Genomic DNA, 18,889 nt, shown 5'->3' with positions numbered 1-18,889 from the left:
CGGCGGGGCCGTCGGCCCGGGCAGCCGCGGCGCCGGCCGGCCACACCGTCGGCACCGCCGTCTCGATCAGCCACGAAGGCCAGGCCCGAGCCGACAGCGATGGCGGCGACGGACCGGACCCGGTGCTGCTGGCCGCCCACCTCGCGCTCGCCGCGCTCGGTGCGCCTGACGGGCTGGTCGGCGACGTGGTGCAGGTGGCGGCGGGCTACGCCGCGCAGGCCGGGCTCGGCCTGGCCGGCCGCATCGACGAGATCGTCTGAGGCCGTGATGCACCTGCGCCTTGCCGCGTTGTCGGCTGCCTGCCTGACCCTGAGCGCCTGTTCGCTGCTGAGCCCCGTGCCCACCTGGGAGCTGGTGAAGGCGACCGGCAGCGCGACCTCGCTGGCGATCGGCCGTTCGCCGTCGCATGCGACCAACACCGTCCACTTCGGCGACGCGCCGGTGAAGCGGCTGTGCATCGAGTTCAACCGCAACGCGCCCTTGCCCGACCTGGTGCCGGCGCTGCAGGCCGAGCTGCGCGGCATCGGCGTCGCGAGCCGCGTCTACGAGGCCGGTGCCGGTGCCGATGACTGCGAGGTCTGGCTGCGCTATGCGGCCACGGTCGACTGGGACACGCCGCCGTTCGGCGACACGACCCGGCCCTACCTGAGCGCCGCCTCGATGAGCCTGCAGCGATCGGGCGGCGCGCTGCTCGCGAGCAGCGGCTACAGCGTCGACGACGCCGGCTTCGGGGCCAGCAAGTGGGCCACGACAAGAACCAAGCTCGCACCGGTGGTGCGGGCACTCATCCAAGGATTCGAATGAAACCCCCGAAGTACGCGGTACGTGGTGCGGCAGCGGTGTGTGTGCTGGCGCTGGGTGCCTGTGCCAGCCCGCCGCCGAGCCTGGTGCCCGGCCCGGTGAGCGCCGCGCCGCCGCTCGCGCCGATGTTCATCGAGCGCCGCAGCAACGGCGCCATCTGGCAGCCGCAGCTCGAATCGGCCTCGCTGTTCTCCGGCGAACGCCGGCCGCAGGCAGTGGGCGACACGATGAAGGTCGACATCTCCGAGAGCCTGAAGGCCTCGCAGAAGCGCGCCACCGACACCAGCCGCGACAACAAGCAGGCGGTCAAGGGTCCCGGCAACGGCGACAAGAACGGCGGGCTGTTCGACAAGATCCTGAACGTCGACGCGAGCGCCGGCAGCAGCGATTCGTTCAAGGGCAGCGGCAACACCGAGGTCGCGACCGAGTTCACCGCGCAGCTGGCGGTCTCGGTGATCAACGTGCTGCCCAACGGCCACCTGGTGGTGGCCGGCGAGCGCCGCATCGGCGTCAACGGCGGCGCGAGCGCGCTGCGCTTTTCCGGCGTCGTGAACCCGCAGGACATCCGGCTGGGCAACGTCGTCAACTCGCGCGACGTGGCCAATGCCTCGCTCGAGAGCGCCGGCAGCGGCGACGTGTCCGAGGCCGCCTCGCGCAGCTGGCTGCAGCGCGTGCTGGCCAAGACCTTGTCGGTGTGGTGATGCGGGCGCACTGGATCGACGAGGCGGTGGAGCAGGTCTTCCGCCGCGGGCAGGCCATCGTGCGGGCCGGCGGCGAACTGGCCGACTGGATGGCGATCCGCCAGGGGGCGGTGAGCCTGCACATCCGCGTCGCCGCGGGCACCGAGGTGGGCGTGGCGGTGCTGTGGGGCGGCGACGTGATCGGCTGGGGGTCGCCGCTCGGGCAGGATCGCGCGCTGTATGACGTGACGGCATTGATCGATGTCGTGGCCGTCAAGGTGCCGGTGGCCACCGTGCGGGCGGCGCGCGACGCCGGTGACCGCGGGCCGGGCGACGACATCGGCCGCCTGCACTCCGCGACCGCGCTGCGCATGCAGGAGCAGCTCGCTCTGCGGCTCGCGGGCAGCGGCTTCCAGCGGCTGGTGAACGTGCTGGCGACCTTCGCGGCGGCCTTTGCGCCGACGCAGGGTGCGCGCGGGCTGCACATCGGGCTGCCGGTGTCGCAGGCCTTCATGGGGCAGCTCGCCGGGCTGTCGCGGCGGCAGACCTGGATCTACCTCGGCCAGCTGGCCGACGCAGGCTGGGTCCGCACCGAGCGTGCGCAGGTGATGCTGGAGGCGCCGGCCGCCTGGCTGCAGCTGCCGGCGCACGTCGAGCGCGAGGGGCTGGAGTGCATCGCGACCGCCGACGACTGCAGCGCGACGCTCGGGCTGCTGTGCCTGGCCGCGGCGTCGGGCCGGTCGGGCGGCGGGGCGGTGTCGACGCGCTGAGTTCGCTTCATTTCACGGCCTCGATCGCCGTCACGGTGATCGAGCCGTTCACCCGCTCGGCGCTGAACCGCAGCTTGTCGCCCTCGCGCAGGGTGTCCAGCATCCGCGGGTCGGCCACCCGGAACACCATCGTCATGCCCGGCATGTCGAGGTTGGCGATCGGCCCGTGCCGCAGCGTGAGCTTGCCCTGGGCCTTGTCGATGCGGCGCACCTCGCCGTCCGTCATCGCGGCGGGGTCGCCCGTCACCACCACGCGGCCCAGCATGCCGGCTTCGAAATGCCCGGGCTGCAGGCAGGCGAACTGGAATTCACCGGCCTGGGTGAACTGCCAGACGATCTCGCCGCTGGCCCCCGGCTTCACATGCGCCATGTTCGGGCTCGCATGCTCCATCTCCGGAAACTTCTGCATCAGCGCCGCATGCGCCTTCAGGTCCGCCGGCGTGCCGAGCACCATCTCGTGCAGCAGCCGGCCGTCGTTGCGCACGACGAACTTCACCGTCTCGCCGCGCCGCACGCTGATGTCGGCGGGGGTGAAGCGCATCGCGTCGCTCATGCCGAGCGGGATCACGCGGCGCGCCTTCGCCGGGTCGCCCTCGTGGCCGAAGGCGGTCTCCTCGACCTTGGCGGCGTCGTAGCGTCGCGGCGTCGCGTGGTCTTCATCGCCGTGGGCCGACGCGGAGGCGACGTGCAGGGCCAGCGCGGCGGCCACCAGGGTCATCAGGGATCGGGTGTTCATTCTGGAATTCCTTCGTGTCGTGTTCAAGGGGTGGTCAACAGTGATCAGTGGCCGGCGTGGCCCTGCGGCTTGCGGATCTGCAGCGTGCTGCCATCGGGTGGCGCGGACGGCGCGCGCACCGCGGCGCCGACCTCGCCGGTGAATTCATGCGCCTGCGTGCCGGGCGGGTGGCGGTACGGCCCGGGGTCGCGGAAGTCGCCGCGCTGCAGGTCGTCGCGCACCTTCACCACGCTGAACATGCCGCCCATGCCGATCGGCCCGAACGGTCCGGTGCCGCTCATCATCGGCAGCGTGTTGTCGGGCAGCGGCATCTCCATCACCGCCATGTCGTGCATGCCCTTGTCGCCCATCACCATGTAGTCGGGCACCAGCTTCGCGATCTTCTGCGCGACCTCGCGGTGGTCGACGCCGATCATCGTCGGCACCCCATGTCCCATCGCGTTCATCGTGTGGTGCGACTTGTGGCAATGGATCGCCCAGTCGCCCGCCAGCGCATCGAACTCGAACGCACGCATCTGGCCGACGCCGATGTCGGTCGTCACCTCGGGCCAGCGGGCCGATTTCGGCACCCAGCCGCCGTCGGTGCCGGTCACTTCGAAGTGCGGCCCGTGCATGTGGATCGGGTGGTTGGTCATCGTCAGGTTGCCGACGCGGATGCGCACCCGCTCGCCGGTGCGCGCGACGATCGGGTCGATGCCGGGGAACGCGCGGCTGTTCCAGGTCCACAAATTGAAATCGAGCATCGTGTTGACGCGCGGCATCGCCGCCCCCGGCTCCACGTCGTAGGCGTTCAGGATGAAGCCGTAGTCGCGGTCGACGCGCAGCTGCCGCGCATCCTTCGGGTGGACGATGAACAGGCCCATCATCCCCATCGCCATCTGCGTCATCTCGTCGGCGTGCGGGTGGTACATGAAGGTGCCCGAGCGCTGCAGCACGAACTCGTAGACGAAGGTCTTGCCGACCTCGATCGGCGGCTGGGTCAGGCCCGTCACGCCGTCCATGCCCGACGGCAGCAGGATGCCGTGCCAGTGCACGCTGGTGACCTCGGGCAGCTTGTTCGTCACGAAGATGCGCACGCGGTCGCCCTCGACCGCCTCGATGGTCGGGCCCGGGCTCTGGCCGTTGTAGCCCCACAGCCTGGCCTTCATGCCGGGCGCGATCTCGCGCACCACCGGCTCGGCCAGCAGGTGGAACTCCTTGACGCCGTCCTTCATGCGCCACGGCAGCGACCAGCCGTTCAGCGTGACGATCGGGTTGAAGGGGCGGCCGTTGGGCGGTGGCGGGGGCGGCTGCATCGTCGCGCTCGATTGCGTGGCCGCTTCGGGCAGCGAGGCTGYGCCGACGCGGCTGACGGTGGCGGCGCCGAGCAGCGTCGCGCCGGCGGCCTTGAAGAAGGTTCTGCGGTGGGTCATGGGGGGCTCCGTCAGCGGGGCATGTCGGGGGAGGCAGCGGTGGGCGCGTTGACAGGCGAGCGGCCGGCGAGCGCCGTCTGCAGCGCGCTCTCGGCGATCCAGTGGTCGCGCAGCGACTCGACCGCGCCGGTCACGCCGGCGATCTGCGAGCGCGCATCGGCCAGCAGCTCGAAGACGCTGCCGAGCATGCCGTTGTAGCGAAGCAGCTGCTCGTCGGAGATGCGCTTGCGCAGCGGCACGACCTCGTCGCGGTAGTGCTTCGCCAGCTCGTACGCGCCGAGGTAGGCCGAGTACGACTCGCGCACCTCGGAGCGCGCCTGCAGCGCGAGCTGCGCGGCACGGTCCACCGATTGCCGGTAGGTGGCCTCGGCGCGCGCCACGCGGGCGCTTCCGAAATCGAACAGCGGGAGTTCGAACGTGATCTCGTAGCCGTTGCGGCGCGGCTCGCTGCCTTGGTCGCTGCGGCTGCTCTGGTTCTGGTAGCCGGCGTCGAGCACGTTGATGAAGCGCGTCGCCTTCGTCAGGCCGAGCGAGGCGGCGGTCGATTCGGCGTTGCGCCGCGCCATCAGCAGGTCGAGGCGCTTGTCCATCGCGGTCTGCTCGGCGTTCTGCGAGTCGACCGGCGCGGGCGGCAGCTCGGGCAGGCGTTCGGGCAGCGTGAACGCGGGCAGGTCGTCGGCCACGCCGAGCGCGCGCACCAGCCGTTCGCGCCCGGCCACCGCCTGGTGGCGCGCACGCAGCCACTGCGCCAGCGCATCGGACTGGAACGCCTGCTCGCGCATCTGCTCCAGCTTGCTGAAGTTGCCGGCGACCGCCATGCGCCGTGCGAGCTCGCCCGAGGCGTCGGCGGCCTCCTTCACCTGCTCGGCATAGCCCAGCAGCTGCTGCGCGGCGACCGCGTCGAAGAAGGCGCGCCGGGCCTCGGCGGCGAGGCTCACCGCATCGGCCGCGGCCTGCAGCTGGGCCAACTCGAAGCGATCGCGCTCGATGCGCGACGCGGTCGGCATCGCCAGCAGCCCCAGCACGTCGAAGATCACTGCGCGGTCGATCTCGACGCTGCCGCCGCCGGCCAGCCGGCCGAAGCGCAGCGACGGGTTGTGCAGGCGGCCGGCGCGCACGAGGTCGGCTTCGGCGATGCCGAGTTCGGCGAAGCTCGCGCGCAGGCCGCGGTGGTTGAGCAGCGCGAGCTCGACCGCGGCGTCAGGCGTCAGTGGTTGTTGCAGCAGCTCGGTGCTGCGGGTGCGTGCCGCGTCGGACGCCGCGGGGGTGCGCAACGAGTCCGGCGCGATGCCGGTGCGTTCGCGCGTCAGCGACGCGACGCGGTCGAAGCCGCCGTCCGCCGAGAAGGACGCGCAGCCGGTCAGCGCCAGCAGCGACAAGGCGCCGGCCACCTTCGACAGGTTCAGGTTCATGGTTCGAAGTCGGTTGAATCGCCGGCGCCCGCAGGGCGGGGTCGGCAACAGCCCGCGCAGGGACGCGCGGGCACCCTCGGGCCCGGTCACCGGGCCCTTGCGGGGTCAGCGGCTTCGGGGTGGACGGTCCTGGCCGTCGGACTGGAAGCTGGGGGCCGGCGCGTGCAGCGCCGGGAAGCTCAGCGTGGCGGCGAGCATCGACGGCTCGATCGTCGGCGCGGTGCTCGGCATCGGGGTCATCGAGCAGAACGCCGCGCAGAGGTTGCAGCCGGTGTCGTGCGCATGGGGCGCGGGGGACGGCTCTGCCTCGTTGTGGTGCATGCCCTCGTGATGCGCATGCGCGGCGGCCGAGTCGTCGGACATCCCCTGGTGCTGCTGGTGAGCTACAGCAGCGCCACCGGTCGGGCACAGCATCGCCCCGGCGACTGCTGCCCGCAGGGGCATCAGCAGCGCAAGGAAGATCACGAAGAGGGCGCGGACGGTTCTCAAGGCGGATGGAGATTTCAAGCTCGGGCGGAGTCTAGGGGCTGACCGCGTGGGAATGTCAAGCGATGACCTTGCCGCGCAAACCGTGACTTCTTGCCGTCGAATTTGCAGAGGCATCCACCGGATTCGTGACGTCGATCACTAGACTTGTACGACAAGTGGAACCTTTCCACGCCCAGGGAGCTTGAATGCACATGTGGAAGAGTCTGCTGGCGCTGAGCGCCAGCCTGATGGTGTTGGCGCCTGCCCAAGGCCAGATCCGGATCGGCCAGACGGCTGGTTTCACCGGCCCCGTCGCGGCTGGCGTGCGCGACATGACGGCCGGCGCGACGCTGTACTTCGACACGATCAACGCCCGTGGCGGCATCGACGGCCAGCGCCTCGAACTGGTGTCGCTCGACGACCACTTCGAGGCCCCGCTCGCCGCGAAGAACGCGAAGACGCTGGCGGCCGACCCGAAGGTGGTCGCGCTGTTCCTGAGCCGCGGCACGCCGCAGACCCAGGCGATGCTGCCGGTGCTGGAGCAGTCGAAGATCGCGCTGGTGGCGCCGCTGACCGGCGCCGCCGTGCTGCGCAAGCCGGTGCAGCCCTATGTGTTCAACGTCCGCGCGTCGTCGTCGCGCGAGGCCCAGCGTGCGATCGAGCACCTGATGAGCGTGGGCGTGAGCCGCATCGCGGTCGTGTACCCGGAGGATTCGTCGGGTCTCGATGCGATGGCCGGTGCGCGCGCCGGCTTCGAGACGGGCCACATCACGCCGGTGTTCGCCGGCCAGTTCAACCAGCAGAAGCCCGAATTCGGGCCGACGGTCGAGGCCTTGAAGAAGGCCGAGCCACAGGCGATCCTGTTCGTCGGCTCGGCGCAGGCGGTGTCCGGCGGCACGGCGCTGATCCGCGCCGCAGGCCTGCAATCGCAGATCGTCACCTTGTCGAACAACGCATCGAAGGGCTTCATCGACCTGATGAAGTCCAACGCGCACGGCACGATCATCGCGCAGGTGTTCCCGAACGAGCGGGCCATCGCGTCGCCGCTGATCAAGGAGGTGCTCGAGTTCGCAAAGGCGGCGCACGTCGAGGACATCACGCCGGCGCTCGTCGAGGGCTTTGCCGACGCGAAGGTGCTGGTCGAGGCGATCCGCCGCGCCGGCCGCGCGCCGAACCGAACATCGGTGCTGGCTGCGCTGAACGGCATGTCCGCCTACGACCTCGGCGGCATGCGCATCAACTACAGCCCGAGCGACCACACCGGGCTCGATTTCGTCGACCTGTCGATCGTCGACGCGAGCGGGCGGCTGCGCCGCTGACCGGCCCCGCGCCGCCGCGGGGGGTGGTCATACGGAGGCCTTCTTCGCCGTGGGCTTCGGGCGGCACACACGCGCCGCGATCTTCAGGAACTCCCGCGCGGCCGGCGAGGCCTGCCGCAGGCTGCGCACCGCCAGGCCGATCTGGCGGCGTGCGACCGGGCGCAGCGGTCGCGCGAGGATGCCCGGGTAGTGCGTCTCGAGCTGCTCGGGCAGGGCGTGCTCGGCAACGATGGACACACCTTCGCCGCGGTCGACCATCGCCAGGATCGTGACCATCTGCGAGACGCGGTAGCGGATGTCGGGGTGCAGGCCCAGCGCGCTGAAGCGACTCTCGACCAGCGAGGAACTGCCCGCCTGCGTGAGGATGAACGGCATGCCGATCAGATCGGCCGGCGCAATGCTGCGCGCCTTCGACAGCGGGTGGGCCGCGGGCACCAGCGCCATCAGCTCGTCGACCAGCAGCGGCGTGGTGTCGAAGCGCTCGTCGGGCAGCACCACGAAGCCGACATCGACGCGGCCTTCGAGGATCCAGCGCGTCACCGCACTGTCTTCGCCTTCGTCGACATAGACCTCGATGCCCGGAAAGCCGCGGCGGAACTCGGCCAGGATGCCGGGCAGCAGCCGGACCGACGAGGTGGGCCCGAACGAGCCGATGCGCAGCACGCCCTGGCTCAGTCCGCCCACCGCGGCGGCTTCCTGCTTCAGGGCCTCGGCCAGGTTCAGGATCTCGCGCGCACGCAGCAGCACCTGCTGACCGATCTCGGTCGGCTTCAACGCCGTCGGGTGGCGCGAGATCAGCGACACGCGCAGTTCCTTCTCGAGCGCCTTCAGCGCGTGCGAAGCGGCCGACTGGCCGATCCCGAGGCGCGCGGCTGCCGCGGTGAAGCCACCGAGCTCGGCGACGAGCGCGAAGATTTCCAGCTGGGTGAAGGTCATGGCGGGGTCACGAGAAGGCCATGGGCGGCCGTGCGCGAGGTATGAGCGTTTGTTCATTTGACCATGACAACCCATGAAAACTAGCATCCGGCGCCGACCAACGATCCACACGCCTTCATGACCGCCACCATCGCCGCTTCGCCCCCGTGGGATCGGCCGAACCTCAGCATCGTCTACGCCAAGCTCGTGATGGTCGCGCTGTTCTGGGGCGGCACCTTCATCGCCGGCAAGGAGCTCGCGCAGGCGATGCCGCCGGCGGTGGCGGCCGTGCTGCGCTTCGGCGTCGCGGTGCTGCTGTTGCTGCCGCTGGCCTGGCGCTCGGCCGGCGGCCTACCGCGGCTGAGCTGGCGCCAATGCGCGGCCACCGCGGGCCTCGGGCTCACCGGCATCTTTCTCTACAACCTGTGCTTCTTCTCGGCGCTGGCACGCATGCCGGCCGGCCGCACCGCGCTGTTCGTCGCACTGAACCCGGTCGTGACGGCGGTGGCTGCGAGCCTGGTGTTCCGCGAGCGGTTGAGACCGCTGCAGTGGTGGGGCATTGCGTTGGCATTGACCGGCGCCGTCGTCGTGATCACGCGTGGCAGCCCGTTCGCGGCCCTGCACGACATCAGCCGATCGATCGGTACCGGCGAGCTGCTGATGTTCGGCGCGGTGCTGAGCTGGGCCGCCTACACGGTGATCGGCCGCGTCGCGTTCGCCGGGCTGAGCCCGCTGGTCGCGACCACCTGGGCCGCGCTGTGGGGCCTGTCGTTCCTGCTGCTCGGGTCGGCCGGCGAATGGGCCGATGTCGCGTGGCGGCAGGTGGCGTGGCCGGTCTGGGCGGCCGTGATCTACCTCGGCGCATTCGGCACGGTGCTCGGCTTCGTCTGGTACGGCGAAGGCGTGAAGGCCATCGGCCCGTCGCGCACGGTGGTGTTCAACAACCTGGTGCCGGTGTTCGGCGTCGCGCTCGCGTCGCTGTTGCTCGGCGAGACCATCACGGCGTCGATGGGCATCGGCGGCGCGCTGAGCGTGCTCGGCGTGATGCTGACCAATCGCAAGCGCTGATCCATCGCACGTGACCCGTTGTGGGTCGCGGCAACCCGGCGTCGAGGGGTATCCTCGCCGCCACTTCAACAGGAGATCGAATCGTGCAGGAACTCATCGCCTTGGCGGGCATCGTCGCCGCGCTGTCCGTCGGCGTCGTCAGCCCGGGGCCCAGTTTCGTGATGGTGGCGCGCATGTCGGTCGCCGGCTCCCGCTCGCAGGGCGTCGCGGCGGCGCTCGGCATGGGGCTCGGCGGCATGGCGTTCGCCACGATGGCCTTGCTCGGGCTGCAGGCGGTGCTGGTGGCGGTGCCCACCCTGTACTTCGCGCTGAAGCTCGGCGGCGGGCTCTACCTCTGCTACCTCGGCTTCCTGATCTTCCGCGGCGCGCGCGAACCGCTGACGCTGCAGTCCGGCGGCGCGGACGAGCCCCGGCAGTTCGGGCGCTCGCTGTGGCGCGGGCTGGCCACCCAGCTCAGCAACCCGAAGACGGCGATCGTCTACGGCAGCGTGTTCGCGGCCTTCCTGCCGCACAGCTTCTCGGCCGGCTTCGGCGTCGCGCTCGTCGCCGCGGTGTTCGCGATCGAGGCCAGCTGGTACGCGTTCGTCGCGCTGTTGCTGTCGTCGCAGGGGCCGCGCAAGGTCTACCTCGGCTGCAAGACCTGGGTCGACCGCAGCGCGGGTGTCGTGCTGTTCGGGCTGGGCATCCGGCTGATCGCGACCGCGCCCGACGCGTGAATTGGAGCCACCGAACGCGCCCGCGCCGTATGATCGCCGCGTCCCCCGGACGTCGAGGAGATGATCATGCGAATGGTGTCTCGCCTGCTGGCATGCGTGCTGTTCGCAGCCCACCTGGCTGCTTCCGCGGTCGAGATCGTCCGCGTTCCGAAACCCGAATTCGAAGGCGACCACCGCTACGACTATGCGCTGCAACTGCTGCAGCTCGCGTTGTCGAAGGTCGGGACCGACTACCGCCTCCAGCCGGCCGAGACCGCGATGAACCAGGAGCGGCAGGTGCTGGAGATCGAGGCCGGCCGCAGCATCGACGTCGGGCCGATCCCCAGTTCCGCCGAGCGCGAGGCGCGCCTGCTGCCGATCTACATCCCGATCAACAAGGGCCTGCTCGGCTGGCGCCTGGGCCTGATCCGCAAGGGCGACCAGGGCCTGGTCGCCGGCGTCGACACGCTGGCCGACCTGAAGCGCCTGCGGCTCGCGCAGGGCCAGGAGTGGCCGGACACGCAGATCCTGCGGGCCAACGGCATCGACGTGATCACCGCGCCGCGCTACGAGGGCCTGTTCAAGATGCTCACCGGCAAGCGTTTCGACTACTTCCCGCGCAGCATGATGGAGATCTGGGAGGAGCAGGCCCTCAATGCCGACACGCTGGACGTCGAGCCGCACCTCGCCCTGCACTACTTCTACGACGCCTACTTCATGGTGAACCGCAAGAACACCCGGCTCGCGCAAGACATCCGCGCGGGCCTCGAAAAGGCCATCGCCGACGGTTCGTTCGACAAGCTGTTCCGGCAGTACTTCGGCGAGTGGCTGCGCAAGGCGCGCCTCGAGACGCGCACGGTGATCGAGTTGACCAACCCGCTGCTGACGCCGGGGACGCCCTCCGATCGGCCGGAGCTCTGGTACGACGCCAAGCGCGGCCGCTGACGCGGGCGTTCAACCGAGTGCGACCAGCTCGGCCATGACCGGCCCCAGCAGCCGCTCGACCTTGCGCAGCAGCGGCTCGACACCGGCGTCGTCGATCTCGTCGATGCAGGCCCGTTCGAGCTCGGACGCCGCCTGGTGCACGGCGCGCACGGCCAGCGTGCCGGCGACATTCTTCAGGTCGTGCGCCATGCGCATCGCCGTTGACGTGTCGCCCGCCGCACGGGCGGCCCGGAAGCGCTGCGCGAAGTCCGTCTCGCGGTCGCGGAACATGCGCATCAGGCGCCGGTACAGGTCTTCGTCGCCCATCGTCGCGGCGATGCCGGCCTCGCGGTCGATCGCCGGTGCGTCGTCGGGCGCCGCCGCGGCCGGATGGATCCAGCGGGCGAGGGTGGCGAACAATTGGTCCACGTTGATCGGCTTGGCGACGTGGTCGTTCATGCCGGCCGCCAGCACCTTGTCGCGGTCGCCGACCAGCGCGTTGGCGGTCATCGCGATCACCGGCAGCTCGCGCCATTGCGGCTGCAGTCGCAGTGCGCGCGTGGCCTCGTAACCGTCCATCACCGGCATCTGGCAGTCCATCAGCACGCCGTCGAAACGCTGGCCCGCCAGCATCTGCAGCGCCTCGCGGCCGTCGCAGGCCACGCTGACGGCGATGTCGGCACGGCCCAGGATGCTGAGCGCGATCTCGCGGTTGATCGGGTTGTCTTCCACCAGCAGGATCTGCGCGCCGCGCAACTGCGCCTGGTGCCCGTGCAAGGCCTCCTGGCGCTGCATCGCGCGCGGTGCACGGGGCCGCGCCAGGCCGAGCGCCTCGCCGCAGGCATCGAACAGCGTCGATGGCGAGACCGGCTTCGTCAGCAAGGCGCCGACGCGGACCTGCCGCTGCGCCAGCTGCCGTTGCGCTTCGTCGCGGCCGAACGCCGTCACCATCAGCACGGTCGGCGCCGCATGGCGCCGGCTTTCATCAAGGCTCAGCAGGCGCGCGCATTCGACGCCGTCGAGCCCGGGCATCTTCCAGTCGAGCAGCACCAGGTGGTAGGGCGTACCGGCCGCGTCCGCCCGCCGCGCCATGCGCAAGGCAGCTTGGCCGTCGGCGGCGGTGTCGATGTCGAGGCCGAGCGAGCTGCACATGCCGGCCAGCAGCTCGCGCGCGCAGGCGTTGTCGTCGACCACCAGCGCGCGCCGGCCGCGCAGCTCGGCTTCGTGCGACACCGGCGTGTCGCTCGGCTGCGGCTGCAGGCCGAAGCGCAGCGTGAAGCGGAAGATGCTGCCCCGGCCCGGCGTGCTGTCGACGCCGATCGTGCCGCCCATCAGTTCCACCAGGCGCCGGCTGATCGACAGGCCCAGGCCGGTGCCGCCGTAGCGCCGGCTGGTCGACGCGTCGCCCTGCGTGAACGGCTGGAACAGGCGCTGCTGTTCGTCGGGCGTCATGCCGATGCCGGTGTCGCGCACCTCGAAGCGCAGGTCGATCGCGCCGGCCTCGCGCCCGGCGATCGCGATCGCGATGACCACCTCGCCGCGTTCGGTGAACTTGACGGCGTTGTAGCCCAGGTTCAGCAGCACCTGGCGCAGCCGCGACGGGTCGCCCACCAGCGCGCGGGGCAGCTGCGGCGGCAACGCGATCAGCAGCTCCAGCCCCTTCTCCTCGGCGTTCATGCCGACCAGGTGGCCCAGGCCTTCCAGCACGTCGCCGAGGTCGAAGTCGATCGCCTCGATGTCGAGCTTGCCGGCTTCGATCTTCGAGAAGTCGAGGATGTCGTTGATGATCCCGAGCAGCGATTCGGCGGCGCCGTGGATCTTCTGGACCTGGTTGAGCTGCTGCGGGTCGAGCCCGCTTTGCAGGGCCAGGTACGACATGCCGAGGATGGCGTTCATCGGCGTGCGGATCTCGTGGCTCATGTTGGCCAGGAACTCGCTCTTGGCCTGGTTGGCCGCTTCGGCGGCGTGGCGGGCCACCCGGTCGGCTTCGGCCTGCTGGCGCCCGCTGATGTCGCGGGCAATGCCGACCGTGCCGGTCACGCGGCCGTCGCGGTCGCGCAGTGCCGTCTTGATGGTTTCCACCAGCGCGCTGCTGCCGTCGGCGCGCACGTGCTGCTCCTCGATGCGCTTGCTGGTGCTCGACGCCATCACCTCGGCATCGTCGAGCAGGTACGAGCGGCTGAGTTCCGGCGGATGGACGTCGAGATCGGTCTTGCCGATCATCTGGCCCGGGTTGTCGAAGCCGAGCGTGGTGGCGAGGGCGCGGTTGACCGCGACGTAGTGCCCGTCGGCGTCCTTCACCCAGGCGAGGTCCGGGATGTTGTCGAGGATGATCGCCATGCGGGCATTGGCGTTGCCCAGCTCCGCCGCATGCTGGGCCAGCCGCTCGCGCATCGCGTTCAGGGCATCGACCAGCTGGTCGAGTTCATCGCCACGGGACTGCTGGCGCCGCAGTTGCAGCGGCGGTGCCTGGGCCTGCGGCGTGACGTTGCCGATCGACGCGACGATGTCCAGCAGGTGGCGGGTCGCGAGCCGGTGCACGACGAACAGGATGAAGAGCGCGACGAGGAAGGTCTTGGCGGCATTGCTGAGCAGGATGACGACGGCCTGTGCCGCCAGGTCGCGGTAGATGTCGGCCAGCGTGGCCTCGATGTGGAGCACGCCGATGACCTGCGGATGGTCGCCGCAGCAGGCGAGCGGGAATTCCTTCACCACCGAGCGGGCGGTCTGCCGCTCGCCGCGCAGGACCGTCAGCGCGTGGGAGGACGACGCCGTCTCGTGCACCTCGGCCGCGCGGATGGACGGCAGGCGCACGATGCCTTCGAGCTGCTCCTCGAGCTGCTTGGAGTCCAGCGCCCACAGGCTCTCGCTGAGGCTGCGCGAGCTGGCCTGGTCGATCTCGCCGAAGCGGCTTTCCAGGCGCGCACGCTCGCTGCGGTAGCTGAGCGTCAGCTGCAGGATGGTCAGCAGCAGTGTGACCGCGGTGCTGAACAGCAGCACGCGGATGAGCAGCGCGATCGCGATGCCACCGCCCGGAATCCGCGCCACGGAGGCCAGCCAGCCGCGCCGCTGGGGCGCGGAACCCGACGCAGGTTCTTTGGATGTCATCGGTGACCTCGCTCGGACCGCCGCTTCCGGCGGGGCTCCCCGGCTCGGGACGAGCATAGCGGCGCGCGGGATCCGCCACCCCGGGGTTCTCCCGAGGGCGGTTCAGTCAACGAACATCGGCCGGGTCTTTCGCCGGCCTGAGGCTCAGGCGCCCCGGAGCTGGGTCTTGCGCTCGATGATCCGCGACACCAGCCCGTACTCGACCGCTTCCTCGGCCGACATCCAGCGGTCGCGTTCGATGTCGCTCAACACCACCTCGAGCGACTTGCCGGTCTCGCGTGCGATCGTGCGCGCGATGCGCTCGCGGGCCTTGATGATCTCGATCGCCTGGATCGCGATGTCGCTGGCCTGCCCGCCGGCGCCGCCGCTGGGCTGGTGGATCAGGAAGCGCGTGTTGGGCAGGCAGTAGCGGCGCTCGCGGGGCACCGCCAGGTAGAGATGGGTGGCGGCGCTGCCGACCCAGCCGGTGCCGATCATGTTCACCGGCGCGGCGATGAAGCGCAGGATGTCGTGGATGGCGTCGCCCGATTCCAGGTGGCCGCCCGGCGAGCTCACCAGCACGTCGATGGGGTCGGCGCTCTCGGCGTCGAGTGCGATGAGGCGGCGCGTCACGTCGGCGGCGGTCACGTCGGTGACGGTGCCGAAGATCAGCAGCGTGCGCGCCTTGAAGGCCTTCTCCTCCAGGTAGGAGGTGCGCGGCTCGGTGGCGCTCGACGGCGGGGTGGTGTCGGGAGTGTCCATGGTGGGTCCTGGTGGCGTTCTGGTGATTGAACTGCCTTGACGAACGAGACGCGGCTGGCGTGACACCGCGCCGGTGCCGGCTGTGGCAAGCTGCGCCGATGCATGACGACCGCACGCTGGCCCTGATCCACGCCGACCGCCGCCGCCTGGTGCGTGCGGCCACCCGCCTGCTGGGCCCGGCGGACGCCGAGGATGCCGTGCAGGACGCCTACGTCCGGGCGCTGGAGGCCGACGCGCTCGAGCTGAACGCCGCGCAGGCCTGGCTGCTCACCGTGGTGCGGCATCTGGCCATCGACCGCCTGCGGCGCCGCCAGTGGATGCAGCAATGGGTGGCCGAGATGGAGTCCGACGACGACACGGCGCGGGCCTCGCCCTCGGCCGAGATGGATGCGGCGCTCGCGGAAGAGGCCGCCCGAGCCTTGCGGCTGCTCGCGGCCCATCTGACACCGGCGGACGGCGCCGCGGTGCTGCTGCACGCGGTGTTCGAGGTCGGCCATGCCGAGATCGCACAGGCCAGCCGCAGGTCCGAAGCCGGCAGCCGACAGCAGTTGCGGCGGGCGCTGTCGCGGCTGCGGGAGGCGGGCGGGGTACCCGGGCGCCGGCCCCCTCCCGAGCTGGATCCGGGCGAAGAGACCGTCTTCCGGCGGTACCTGCAGTCGCTGCAGCTGCGTGATCCACAGGCGCTGTGGGCGATGCTTCGCCAGCCGCCGATCAGTGCGTTGGCGGGGACGTCCGCGGTGGTGGCCGAAACATCGTCATCACCGCATGCGAGCGCCTGCGGTGTGATGCAGGTGGGCGGGCAACTGGGGCTGGTGCTCACGCTGGACGGCGTCACGCTGTCGGTGTTGCCGCTGGGTGTGCGGCCTGAGCACGACCTGGAGACCGCGCTGTCGTAGCGGCAACCGGAAAGAGTCAGGTCGTGTCGATTCGGGCCGGCGTGGCTCGTCGTGATGATGAAAGGACAAACTCATCATGCCCAAGATCATCGTGAATGCATTCCTGACCCTGGACGGCGTCATGCAGGCTCCCGGCGGCCCCGACGAGGACCGCGAGGGTGGCTTCCTGCATGGAGGCTGGCAGGGCCCCTATTCGGACGACGTCATGGGGCGGCTGATCATCGAGGGGTTCGCGGACGCCGACGGTTTCCTGCTCGGCCGCAAGACCTACGGCATCTTCTCCAACTACTGGCCGAAGATCACCGACCCGGGCAATGCGATCGCGACCGCGCTCAACTCGCGGCCGAAGCACGTGGTGTCGCGCAGCCTGGAGCGTGTCAGCTGGAACAATTCCAACCTGGTCCGGGGCGACGTGGTCGCCGAACTCCGCAAGCTGCGAGAGCAGCCGGGCCAGAGCGTGCAGACCTGGGGCAGCACCGACCTGATGCAGACGCTGCTGAAGAACGACTTGATCGACGAGTACCGGTTGTTCATCTTTCCGGTGGTACTCGGCTCGGGCAAGCGGCTCTTCGGCAGTGGCACGGTGCCGGCGGCATTCAAGCAGGTGGCGTCGGCCACCAGCAGCAAGGGGGCGACGTACCACCGGTTGGAGCGCGATGGGAAGCCGACGTATGGGGAGATTGGAGCGTAGTGCCGCCGCGGGGCCCGGCCTCAATCGCGAGCAGCAGCCTGACCGTGTCGACGTAGTCCGGTGTCATGGGTGCCTGAGGTCCAGTCGCTCGCCCGTACGTGCTCGTGGCGTTGCGTACGGGCTGACGCGTCGACAGAGCGTCGCTGGGACCGAATCAGCCTGTTGCGATGTAGATTGGCTCTGCAGCCCGCGCCACACAACGATCTGACGCCGGTATCTACGTCGGTCGCAGGGTGCGGGATCGACCCCTTGAATCCGCGAGCAGCAGCCACTATTTTTGTCGCGAGTCGGCCGGCAGCCCTTGTTGGTCGACGCCTGATGACCAGGAGGACACCCATGGACGAAGCAAGATCGTCGTGTCCCGGGCCGACGGCCGAGGACACAACAAGCAGCCGAACCTGCTCGCTGGCGATCGGGGCCACCGGCCCGCGCCAGGGCAGCGAAGCACGCCACCCGCAGCGGCCTGCGTGGGTCTACGCGGCGCTACCCAGAGGCCAGGCGCTGCCACGCCAGCAGCGCTGGACGTGGCTGGCCGAGGACCTCTTCGACGAGGACAAGTGGTAGCGACCGGTAGCGGGCAGCGTCTCCTCTTGAAACGACCAGGGGGACTCCTATCTGGTTTTCCGTGCCGGCTGGTCCTGGTCCCCGGCCGGCGTCCACCATTGAATCGGAGGTCACACCATGTACGAATCGATCCTGAATCATCCGGGCAGCCTGTTCGGTCAGTTCGAACGCCTGCGTCGTGAACTCGATGACGTGTTTGGCGTCTCGGGTCTTCCCGGCAGCATCCGGTCGGTGGCACCGGGCACGGTCCCGGCCATCAATGTCGGCCGCACGCCGAGCAGCGTCGAGGTCTATGCGTTCGCACCGGGGCTGGATGCCTCGAAGATCGAGGTGACGATCGACCGCGGCGTGCTGCGCATCGCGGGTGAGCGCTCGTCCGGCATCCCGGACGCGGCCGGAAAGGTGAACGTCTACACCCGGGAGCGCGGTGCCGGCAGTTTCATGCGGGCCGTCTCGTTGCCCGACGACATCGACCCCGGCCAGGTGAACGCCACCTACCGCGACGGCGTGCTCCGCGTGAGCGTCGCGCGCCGCGAATCTGCCCAACCGAAGCGCATCACGGTGCAGTGACGCGCGCAACCCTCAGGAGAAAGATCATGAGCGACAACAAGCAAGTGACCCGAACCGGTGCCGAACCTGACACGCTGCGCGCCGTGCCGCCCGCCGTCGACGTGTTCGAGGATGCGAACGGCATCACGTTGCTGGCGGACATGCCCGGCGTTCCGAAGGAGCAGCTGGAGCTGAAGGTCGAAGGCGATGCCCTGCTGATCGAAGGCGGCGTGCAGCCGCTGACGCCAGACGGATTGGAAGCGGTGTACGCCGAGGTGCGTGTGCCGCGCTACCGTCGCAGCTTCACGCTCAGCCGCGAGCTCGACACGGCGCGGATCGAAGCCAACCTGAAGGATGGGGTGCTCACGCTGCGCATTCCGAAGCAGGCGCATGCGCAGCCGCGTCGCATCGAGGTGACGGCGGGCTGATCGTCAACGCGCGACTAACCCGCCCGCGCTCCATTCACCGATGAGGCGCCTCGTTCGGTGTCGCCCCGCGGCGGCACCGTCCGTAGCGATCAGCAGGATCGATGTCAGCCAGGGATGACAGGCGCGCGATCGAGCTGTACAGCGAGCGCAGAACCGGGCGACTGTGCACTGGTCCCGCCGACAGGAATCGAACCTGTATTTGCCGCTTAGGAGGCGGCCGTTCTATCCATTGAACTACGGCGAGCGAGGCTGCGGATTCTAGCGGCAGGGGGGCACGTCAACGGGGGCTCTTCGTACCTGCCCGCGGCTGTCCTGAAAGAACGACTGGTGGATCACCGATCGGTCTCGCCGCGCCGTCTTCACTCGGCGGCGTTCAACCGCGCGACGATGTCCCGATGGGCGGCATCGACAAGCGCCTCGAGCGCAGTCGCATCGATGGTGCGGCCGAGCCTCAGCTTCACATGGCGCATGTTCTTGCCCGTGCCCTCGAGCAAGCCCGCGGGGTCCGGCAGTGACGCTCCTTGAAAGAAGCCCACGTTGACATGCGATCTGAAGATGCCGACGCAGGCGAACGGGGCATCCTGAACGCAAACGGTGGGGAAGCCATCGTGCATGAGTTCGCGCACGTCGGACCAGCCTGCGCAGCACATTCGACCACCCATCGCCGCATCCTCAATTCAGACGAGGCCCGCGAGCCGGCGCGCCGCTATGC

Annotated in this window: 21 protein-coding genes and 1 tRNA gene; 13 read left to right on the top strand and 9 right to left on the bottom strand. The window is 69.9% G+C overall.

Annotated elements, in window-relative coordinates; genetic code table 11:
* From ACXJLU_RS18180 to ACXJLU_RS18165, 4 genes are all read left to right on the top strand, one after another.
* Positions 1–260, top strand: a 260-nt coding sequence (locus tag ACXJLU_RS18180; RefSeq protein ID WP_457333319.1) for a hypothetical protein, incomplete at its 5' end; no start/stop codon positions are given.
* A gap of 7 nt (positions 261–267) precedes the next feature.
* Positions 268–804 carry a cell division protein FtsI gene (locus ACXJLU_RS18175; RefSeq protein WP_457333317.1) on the top strand — a complete coding sequence of 179 codons (537 nt, stop codon included), beginning with the start codon at positions 268–270 and terminating at the stop codon, positions 802–804.
* Positions 801–1,502, top strand: a complete 702-nt coding sequence (locus ACXJLU_RS18170) for a flagellar basal body L-ring protein FlgH (RefSeq protein ID WP_457333315.1) — start codon at positions 801–803, stop codon at positions 1,500–1,502. The genes ACXJLU_RS18175 and ACXJLU_RS18170 overlap by 4 nt, the downstream gene beginning before the upstream one ends.
* The gene (locus ACXJLU_RS18165; RefSeq protein ID WP_457333313.1) at positions 1,502–2,251 is read left to right on the top strand and encodes a Crp/Fnr family transcriptional regulator; all 750 of its coding nucleotides are present in this window, start codon (positions 1,502–1,504) and stop codon (positions 2,249–2,251) included. The genes ACXJLU_RS18170 and ACXJLU_RS18165 overlap by 1 nt, the downstream gene beginning before the upstream one ends.
* 7 nt (positions 2,252–2,258) lie before the next feature.
* Here the strand turns inward: ACXJLU_RS18165 and ACXJLU_RS18160 are convergent, their stop codons facing one another.
* From ACXJLU_RS18160 to ACXJLU_RS18145, 4 genes are all read right to left on the bottom strand, one after another.
* Positions 2,259–2,987, bottom strand: coding sequence for a copper-binding protein (locus tag ACXJLU_RS18160; RefSeq protein WP_457333311.1), 729 nt, complete (start codon positions 2,985–2,987; stop codon positions 2,259–2,261).
* Positions 2,988–3,031: 44 nt separating this feature from the next.
* A complete protein-coding gene (locus ACXJLU_RS18155; protein ID WP_457333309.1) occupies positions 3,032–4,399 on the bottom strand; it encodes a multicopper oxidase family protein in 1,368 nt (455 codons plus the stop codon).
* Between the two features lie 11 nt (positions 4,400–4,410).
* The gene (locus tag ACXJLU_RS18150) at positions 4,411–5,811 is read right to left on the bottom strand and encodes a TolC family protein (RefSeq protein WP_457333307.1); all 1,401 of its coding nucleotides are present in this window, start codon (positions 5,809–5,811) and stop codon (positions 4,411–4,413) included.
* Positions 5,812–5,916: 105 nt separating this feature from the next.
* Positions 5,917–6,300: a hypothetical protein gene (locus tag ACXJLU_RS18145; protein WP_457333305.1), complete on the bottom strand. Its 384-nt coding sequence runs from the start codon at positions 6,298–6,300 to the stop codon at positions 5,917–5,919.
* A 185-nt stretch (positions 6,301–6,485) separates the two neighbouring features.
* Here ACXJLU_RS18145 and ACXJLU_RS18140 point away from each other — a divergent pair, with 185 nt between their 5' ends.
* On the top strand, positions 6,486–7,598 hold the full coding sequence (locus tag ACXJLU_RS18140; protein WP_457333303.1) for an ABC transporter substrate-binding protein: 1,113 nt from the start codon (positions 6,486–6,488) through the stop codon (positions 7,596–7,598).
* A 27-nt stretch (positions 7,599–7,625) separates the two neighbouring features.
* On the opposite strand, the gene ACXJLU_RS18135 is transcribed toward ACXJLU_RS18140, so the two are convergent.
* A complete protein-coding gene (locus ACXJLU_RS18135) occupies positions 7,626–8,534 on the bottom strand; it encodes a LysR family transcriptional regulator (protein WP_457333301.1) in 909 nt (302 codons plus the stop codon).
* 117 nt (positions 8,535–8,651) lie between these two features.
* On the opposite strand from ACXJLU_RS18135, the gene ACXJLU_RS18130 reads away from it, so the two are divergent.
* The 3 genes from ACXJLU_RS18130 to ACXJLU_RS18120 all read left to right on the top strand — a co-directional run bounded on the left by ACXJLU_RS18130 (position 8,652) and on the right by ACXJLU_RS18120 (position 11,221).
* Positions 8,652–9,581: a DMT family transporter gene (locus tag ACXJLU_RS18130; RefSeq protein ID WP_457333299.1), complete on the top strand. Its 930-nt coding sequence runs from the start codon at positions 8,652–8,654 to the stop codon at positions 9,579–9,581.
* Between the two features lie 83 nt (positions 9,582–9,664).
* A complete protein-coding gene (locus tag ACXJLU_RS18125) occupies positions 9,665–10,297 on the top strand; it encodes a LysE family translocator (protein WP_457333297.1) in 633 nt (210 codons plus the stop codon).
* 66 nt (positions 10,298–10,363) lie between these two features.
* Positions 10,364–11,221, top strand: a complete 858-nt coding sequence (locus ACXJLU_RS18120) for a substrate-binding periplasmic protein (RefSeq protein WP_457333295.1) — start codon at positions 10,364–10,366, stop codon at positions 11,219–11,221.
* Positions 11,222–11,230: 9 nt separating this feature from the next.
* Here the strand turns inward: ACXJLU_RS18120 and ACXJLU_RS18115 are convergent, their stop codons facing one another.
* Positions 11,231–14,308 carry a response regulator gene (locus tag ACXJLU_RS18115; RefSeq protein WP_457333293.1) on the bottom strand — a complete coding sequence of 1,026 codons (3,078 nt, stop codon included), beginning with the start codon at positions 14,306–14,308 and terminating at the stop codon, positions 11,231–11,233.
* Between the two features lie 144 nt (positions 14,309–14,452).
* Positions 14,453–15,049, bottom strand: coding sequence for an ATP-dependent Clp protease proteolytic subunit (locus tag ACXJLU_RS18110; protein ID WP_457333291.1), 597 nt, complete (start codon positions 15,047–15,049; stop codon positions 14,453–14,455).
* 98 nt (positions 15,050–15,147) lie between these two features.
* Here ACXJLU_RS18110 and ACXJLU_RS18105 point away from each other — a divergent pair, with 98 nt between their 5' ends.
* The 5 genes from ACXJLU_RS18105 (at position 15,148) to ACXJLU_RS18085 (ending at position 18,177) form a co-directional block, all read left to right on the top strand.
* Positions 15,148–15,945, top strand: a complete 798-nt coding sequence (locus tag ACXJLU_RS18105) for a sigma-70 family RNA polymerase sigma factor (RefSeq protein WP_457333289.1) — start codon at positions 15,148–15,150, stop codon at positions 15,943–15,945.
* Positions 15,946–16,021: 76 nt separating this feature from the next.
* Positions 16,022–16,636, top strand: a complete 615-nt coding sequence (locus ACXJLU_RS18100; RefSeq protein ID WP_457333287.1) for a dihydrofolate reductase family protein — start codon at positions 16,022–16,024, stop codon at positions 16,634–16,636.
* 336 nt (positions 16,637–16,972) lie between these two features.
* A complete protein-coding gene (locus ACXJLU_RS18095) occupies positions 16,973–17,200 on the top strand; it encodes a hypothetical protein (RefSeq protein ID WP_457333285.1) in 228 nt (75 codons plus the stop codon).
* Positions 17,201–17,317: 117 nt separating this feature from the next.
* Positions 17,318–17,770 carry an Hsp20/alpha crystallin family protein gene (locus tag ACXJLU_RS18090; protein WP_457333283.1) on the top strand — a complete coding sequence of 151 codons (453 nt, stop codon included), beginning with the start codon at positions 17,318–17,320 and terminating at the stop codon, positions 17,768–17,770.
* A gap of 26 nt (positions 17,771–17,796) precedes the next feature.
* Positions 17,797–18,177: an Hsp20/alpha crystallin family protein gene (locus ACXJLU_RS18085; RefSeq protein ID WP_073463518.1), complete on the top strand. Its 381-nt coding sequence runs from the start codon at positions 17,797–17,799 to the stop codon at positions 18,175–18,177.
* A 169-nt stretch (positions 18,178–18,346) separates the two neighbouring features.
* Here ACXJLU_RS18085 and ACXJLU_RS18080 read toward each other — a convergent pair.
* Positions 18,347–18,421: transfer RNA gene (locus tag ACXJLU_RS18080), tRNA-Arg, on the bottom strand.
* Positions 18,422–18,536: 115 nt separating this feature from the next.
* Positions 18,537–18,803 (bottom strand): DUF1801 domain-containing protein, encoded by a 267-nt coding sequence (locus tag ACXJLU_RS18075; RefSeq protein WP_457333281.1) that lies wholly within the window; start codon positions 18,801–18,803, stop codon positions 18,537–18,539.
* Positions 18,804–18,889 lie beyond the last annotated feature (86 nt).

The organism is Rhizobacter sp. P5_C2, from assembly GCF_054049715.1.
This window is presented reverse-complemented; position numbering and strand designations above follow the sequence as displayed.

Excerpts from the sequence above, each read along its gene's own strand:
- ACXJLU_RS18175 (WP_457333317.1), top strand. The coding sequence starts at position 268 with ATGCACCTGCGCCTTGCCGCGTTGTCGGCTGCCTGCCTGACCCTGAGC.
- ACXJLU_RS18170 (WP_457333315.1), top strand. The coding sequence starts at position 801 with ATGAAACCCCCGAAGTACGCGGTACGTGGTGCGGCAGCGGTGTGTGTG.
- ACXJLU_RS18165 (WP_457333313.1), top strand. The coding sequence starts at position 1,502 with ATGCGGGCGCACTGGATCGACGAGGCGGTGGAGCAGGTCTTCCGCCGC.
- ACXJLU_RS18160 (WP_457333311.1), bottom strand. The coding sequence starts at position 2,987 with ATGAACACCCGATCCCTGATGACCCTGGTGGCCGCCGCGCTGGCCCTG.
- ACXJLU_RS18150 (WP_457333307.1), bottom strand. The coding sequence starts at position 5,811 with ATGAACCTGAACCTGTCGAAGGTGGCCGGCGCCTTGTCGCTGCTGGCG.
- ACXJLU_RS18140 (WP_457333303.1), top strand. The coding sequence starts at position 6,486 with ATGCACATGTGGAAGAGTCTGCTGGCGCTGAGCGCCAGCCTGATGGTG.
- ACXJLU_RS18135 (WP_457333301.1), bottom strand. The coding sequence starts at position 8,534 with ATGACCTTCACCCAGCTGGAAATCTTCGCGCTCGTCGCCGAGCTCGGT.
- ACXJLU_RS18130 (WP_457333299.1), top strand. The coding sequence starts at position 8,652 with ATGACCGCCACCATCGCCGCTTCGCCCCCGTGGGATCGGCCGAACCTC.
- ACXJLU_RS18120 (WP_457333295.1), top strand. The coding sequence starts at position 10,364 with ATGCGAATGGTGTCTCGCCTGCTGGCATGCGTGCTGTTCGCAGCCCAC.
- ACXJLU_RS18115 (WP_457333293.1), bottom strand. The coding sequence starts at position 14,308 with ATGACATCCAAAGAACCTGCGTCGGGTTCCGCGCCCCAGCGGCGCGGC.
- ACXJLU_RS18110 (WP_457333291.1), bottom strand. The coding sequence starts at position 15,049 with ATGGACACTCCCGACACCACCCCGCCGTCGAGCGCCACCGAGCCGCGC.
- ACXJLU_RS18105 (WP_457333289.1), top strand. The coding sequence starts at position 15,148 with ATGCATGACGACCGCACGCTGGCCCTGATCCACGCCGACCGCCGCCGC.
- ACXJLU_RS18100 (WP_457333287.1), top strand. The coding sequence starts at position 16,022 with ATGCCCAAGATCATCGTGAATGCATTCCTGACCCTGGACGGCGTCATG.
- ACXJLU_RS18095 (WP_457333285.1), top strand. The coding sequence starts at position 16,973 with ATGGACGAAGCAAGATCGTCGTGTCCCGGGCCGACGGCCGAGGACACA.
- ACXJLU_RS18090 (WP_457333283.1), top strand. The coding sequence starts at position 17,318 with ATGTACGAATCGATCCTGAATCATCCGGGCAGCCTGTTCGGTCAGTTC.
- ACXJLU_RS18085 (WP_073463518.1), top strand. The coding sequence starts at position 17,797 with ATGAGCGACAACAAGCAAGTGACCCGAACCGGTGCCGAACCTGACACG.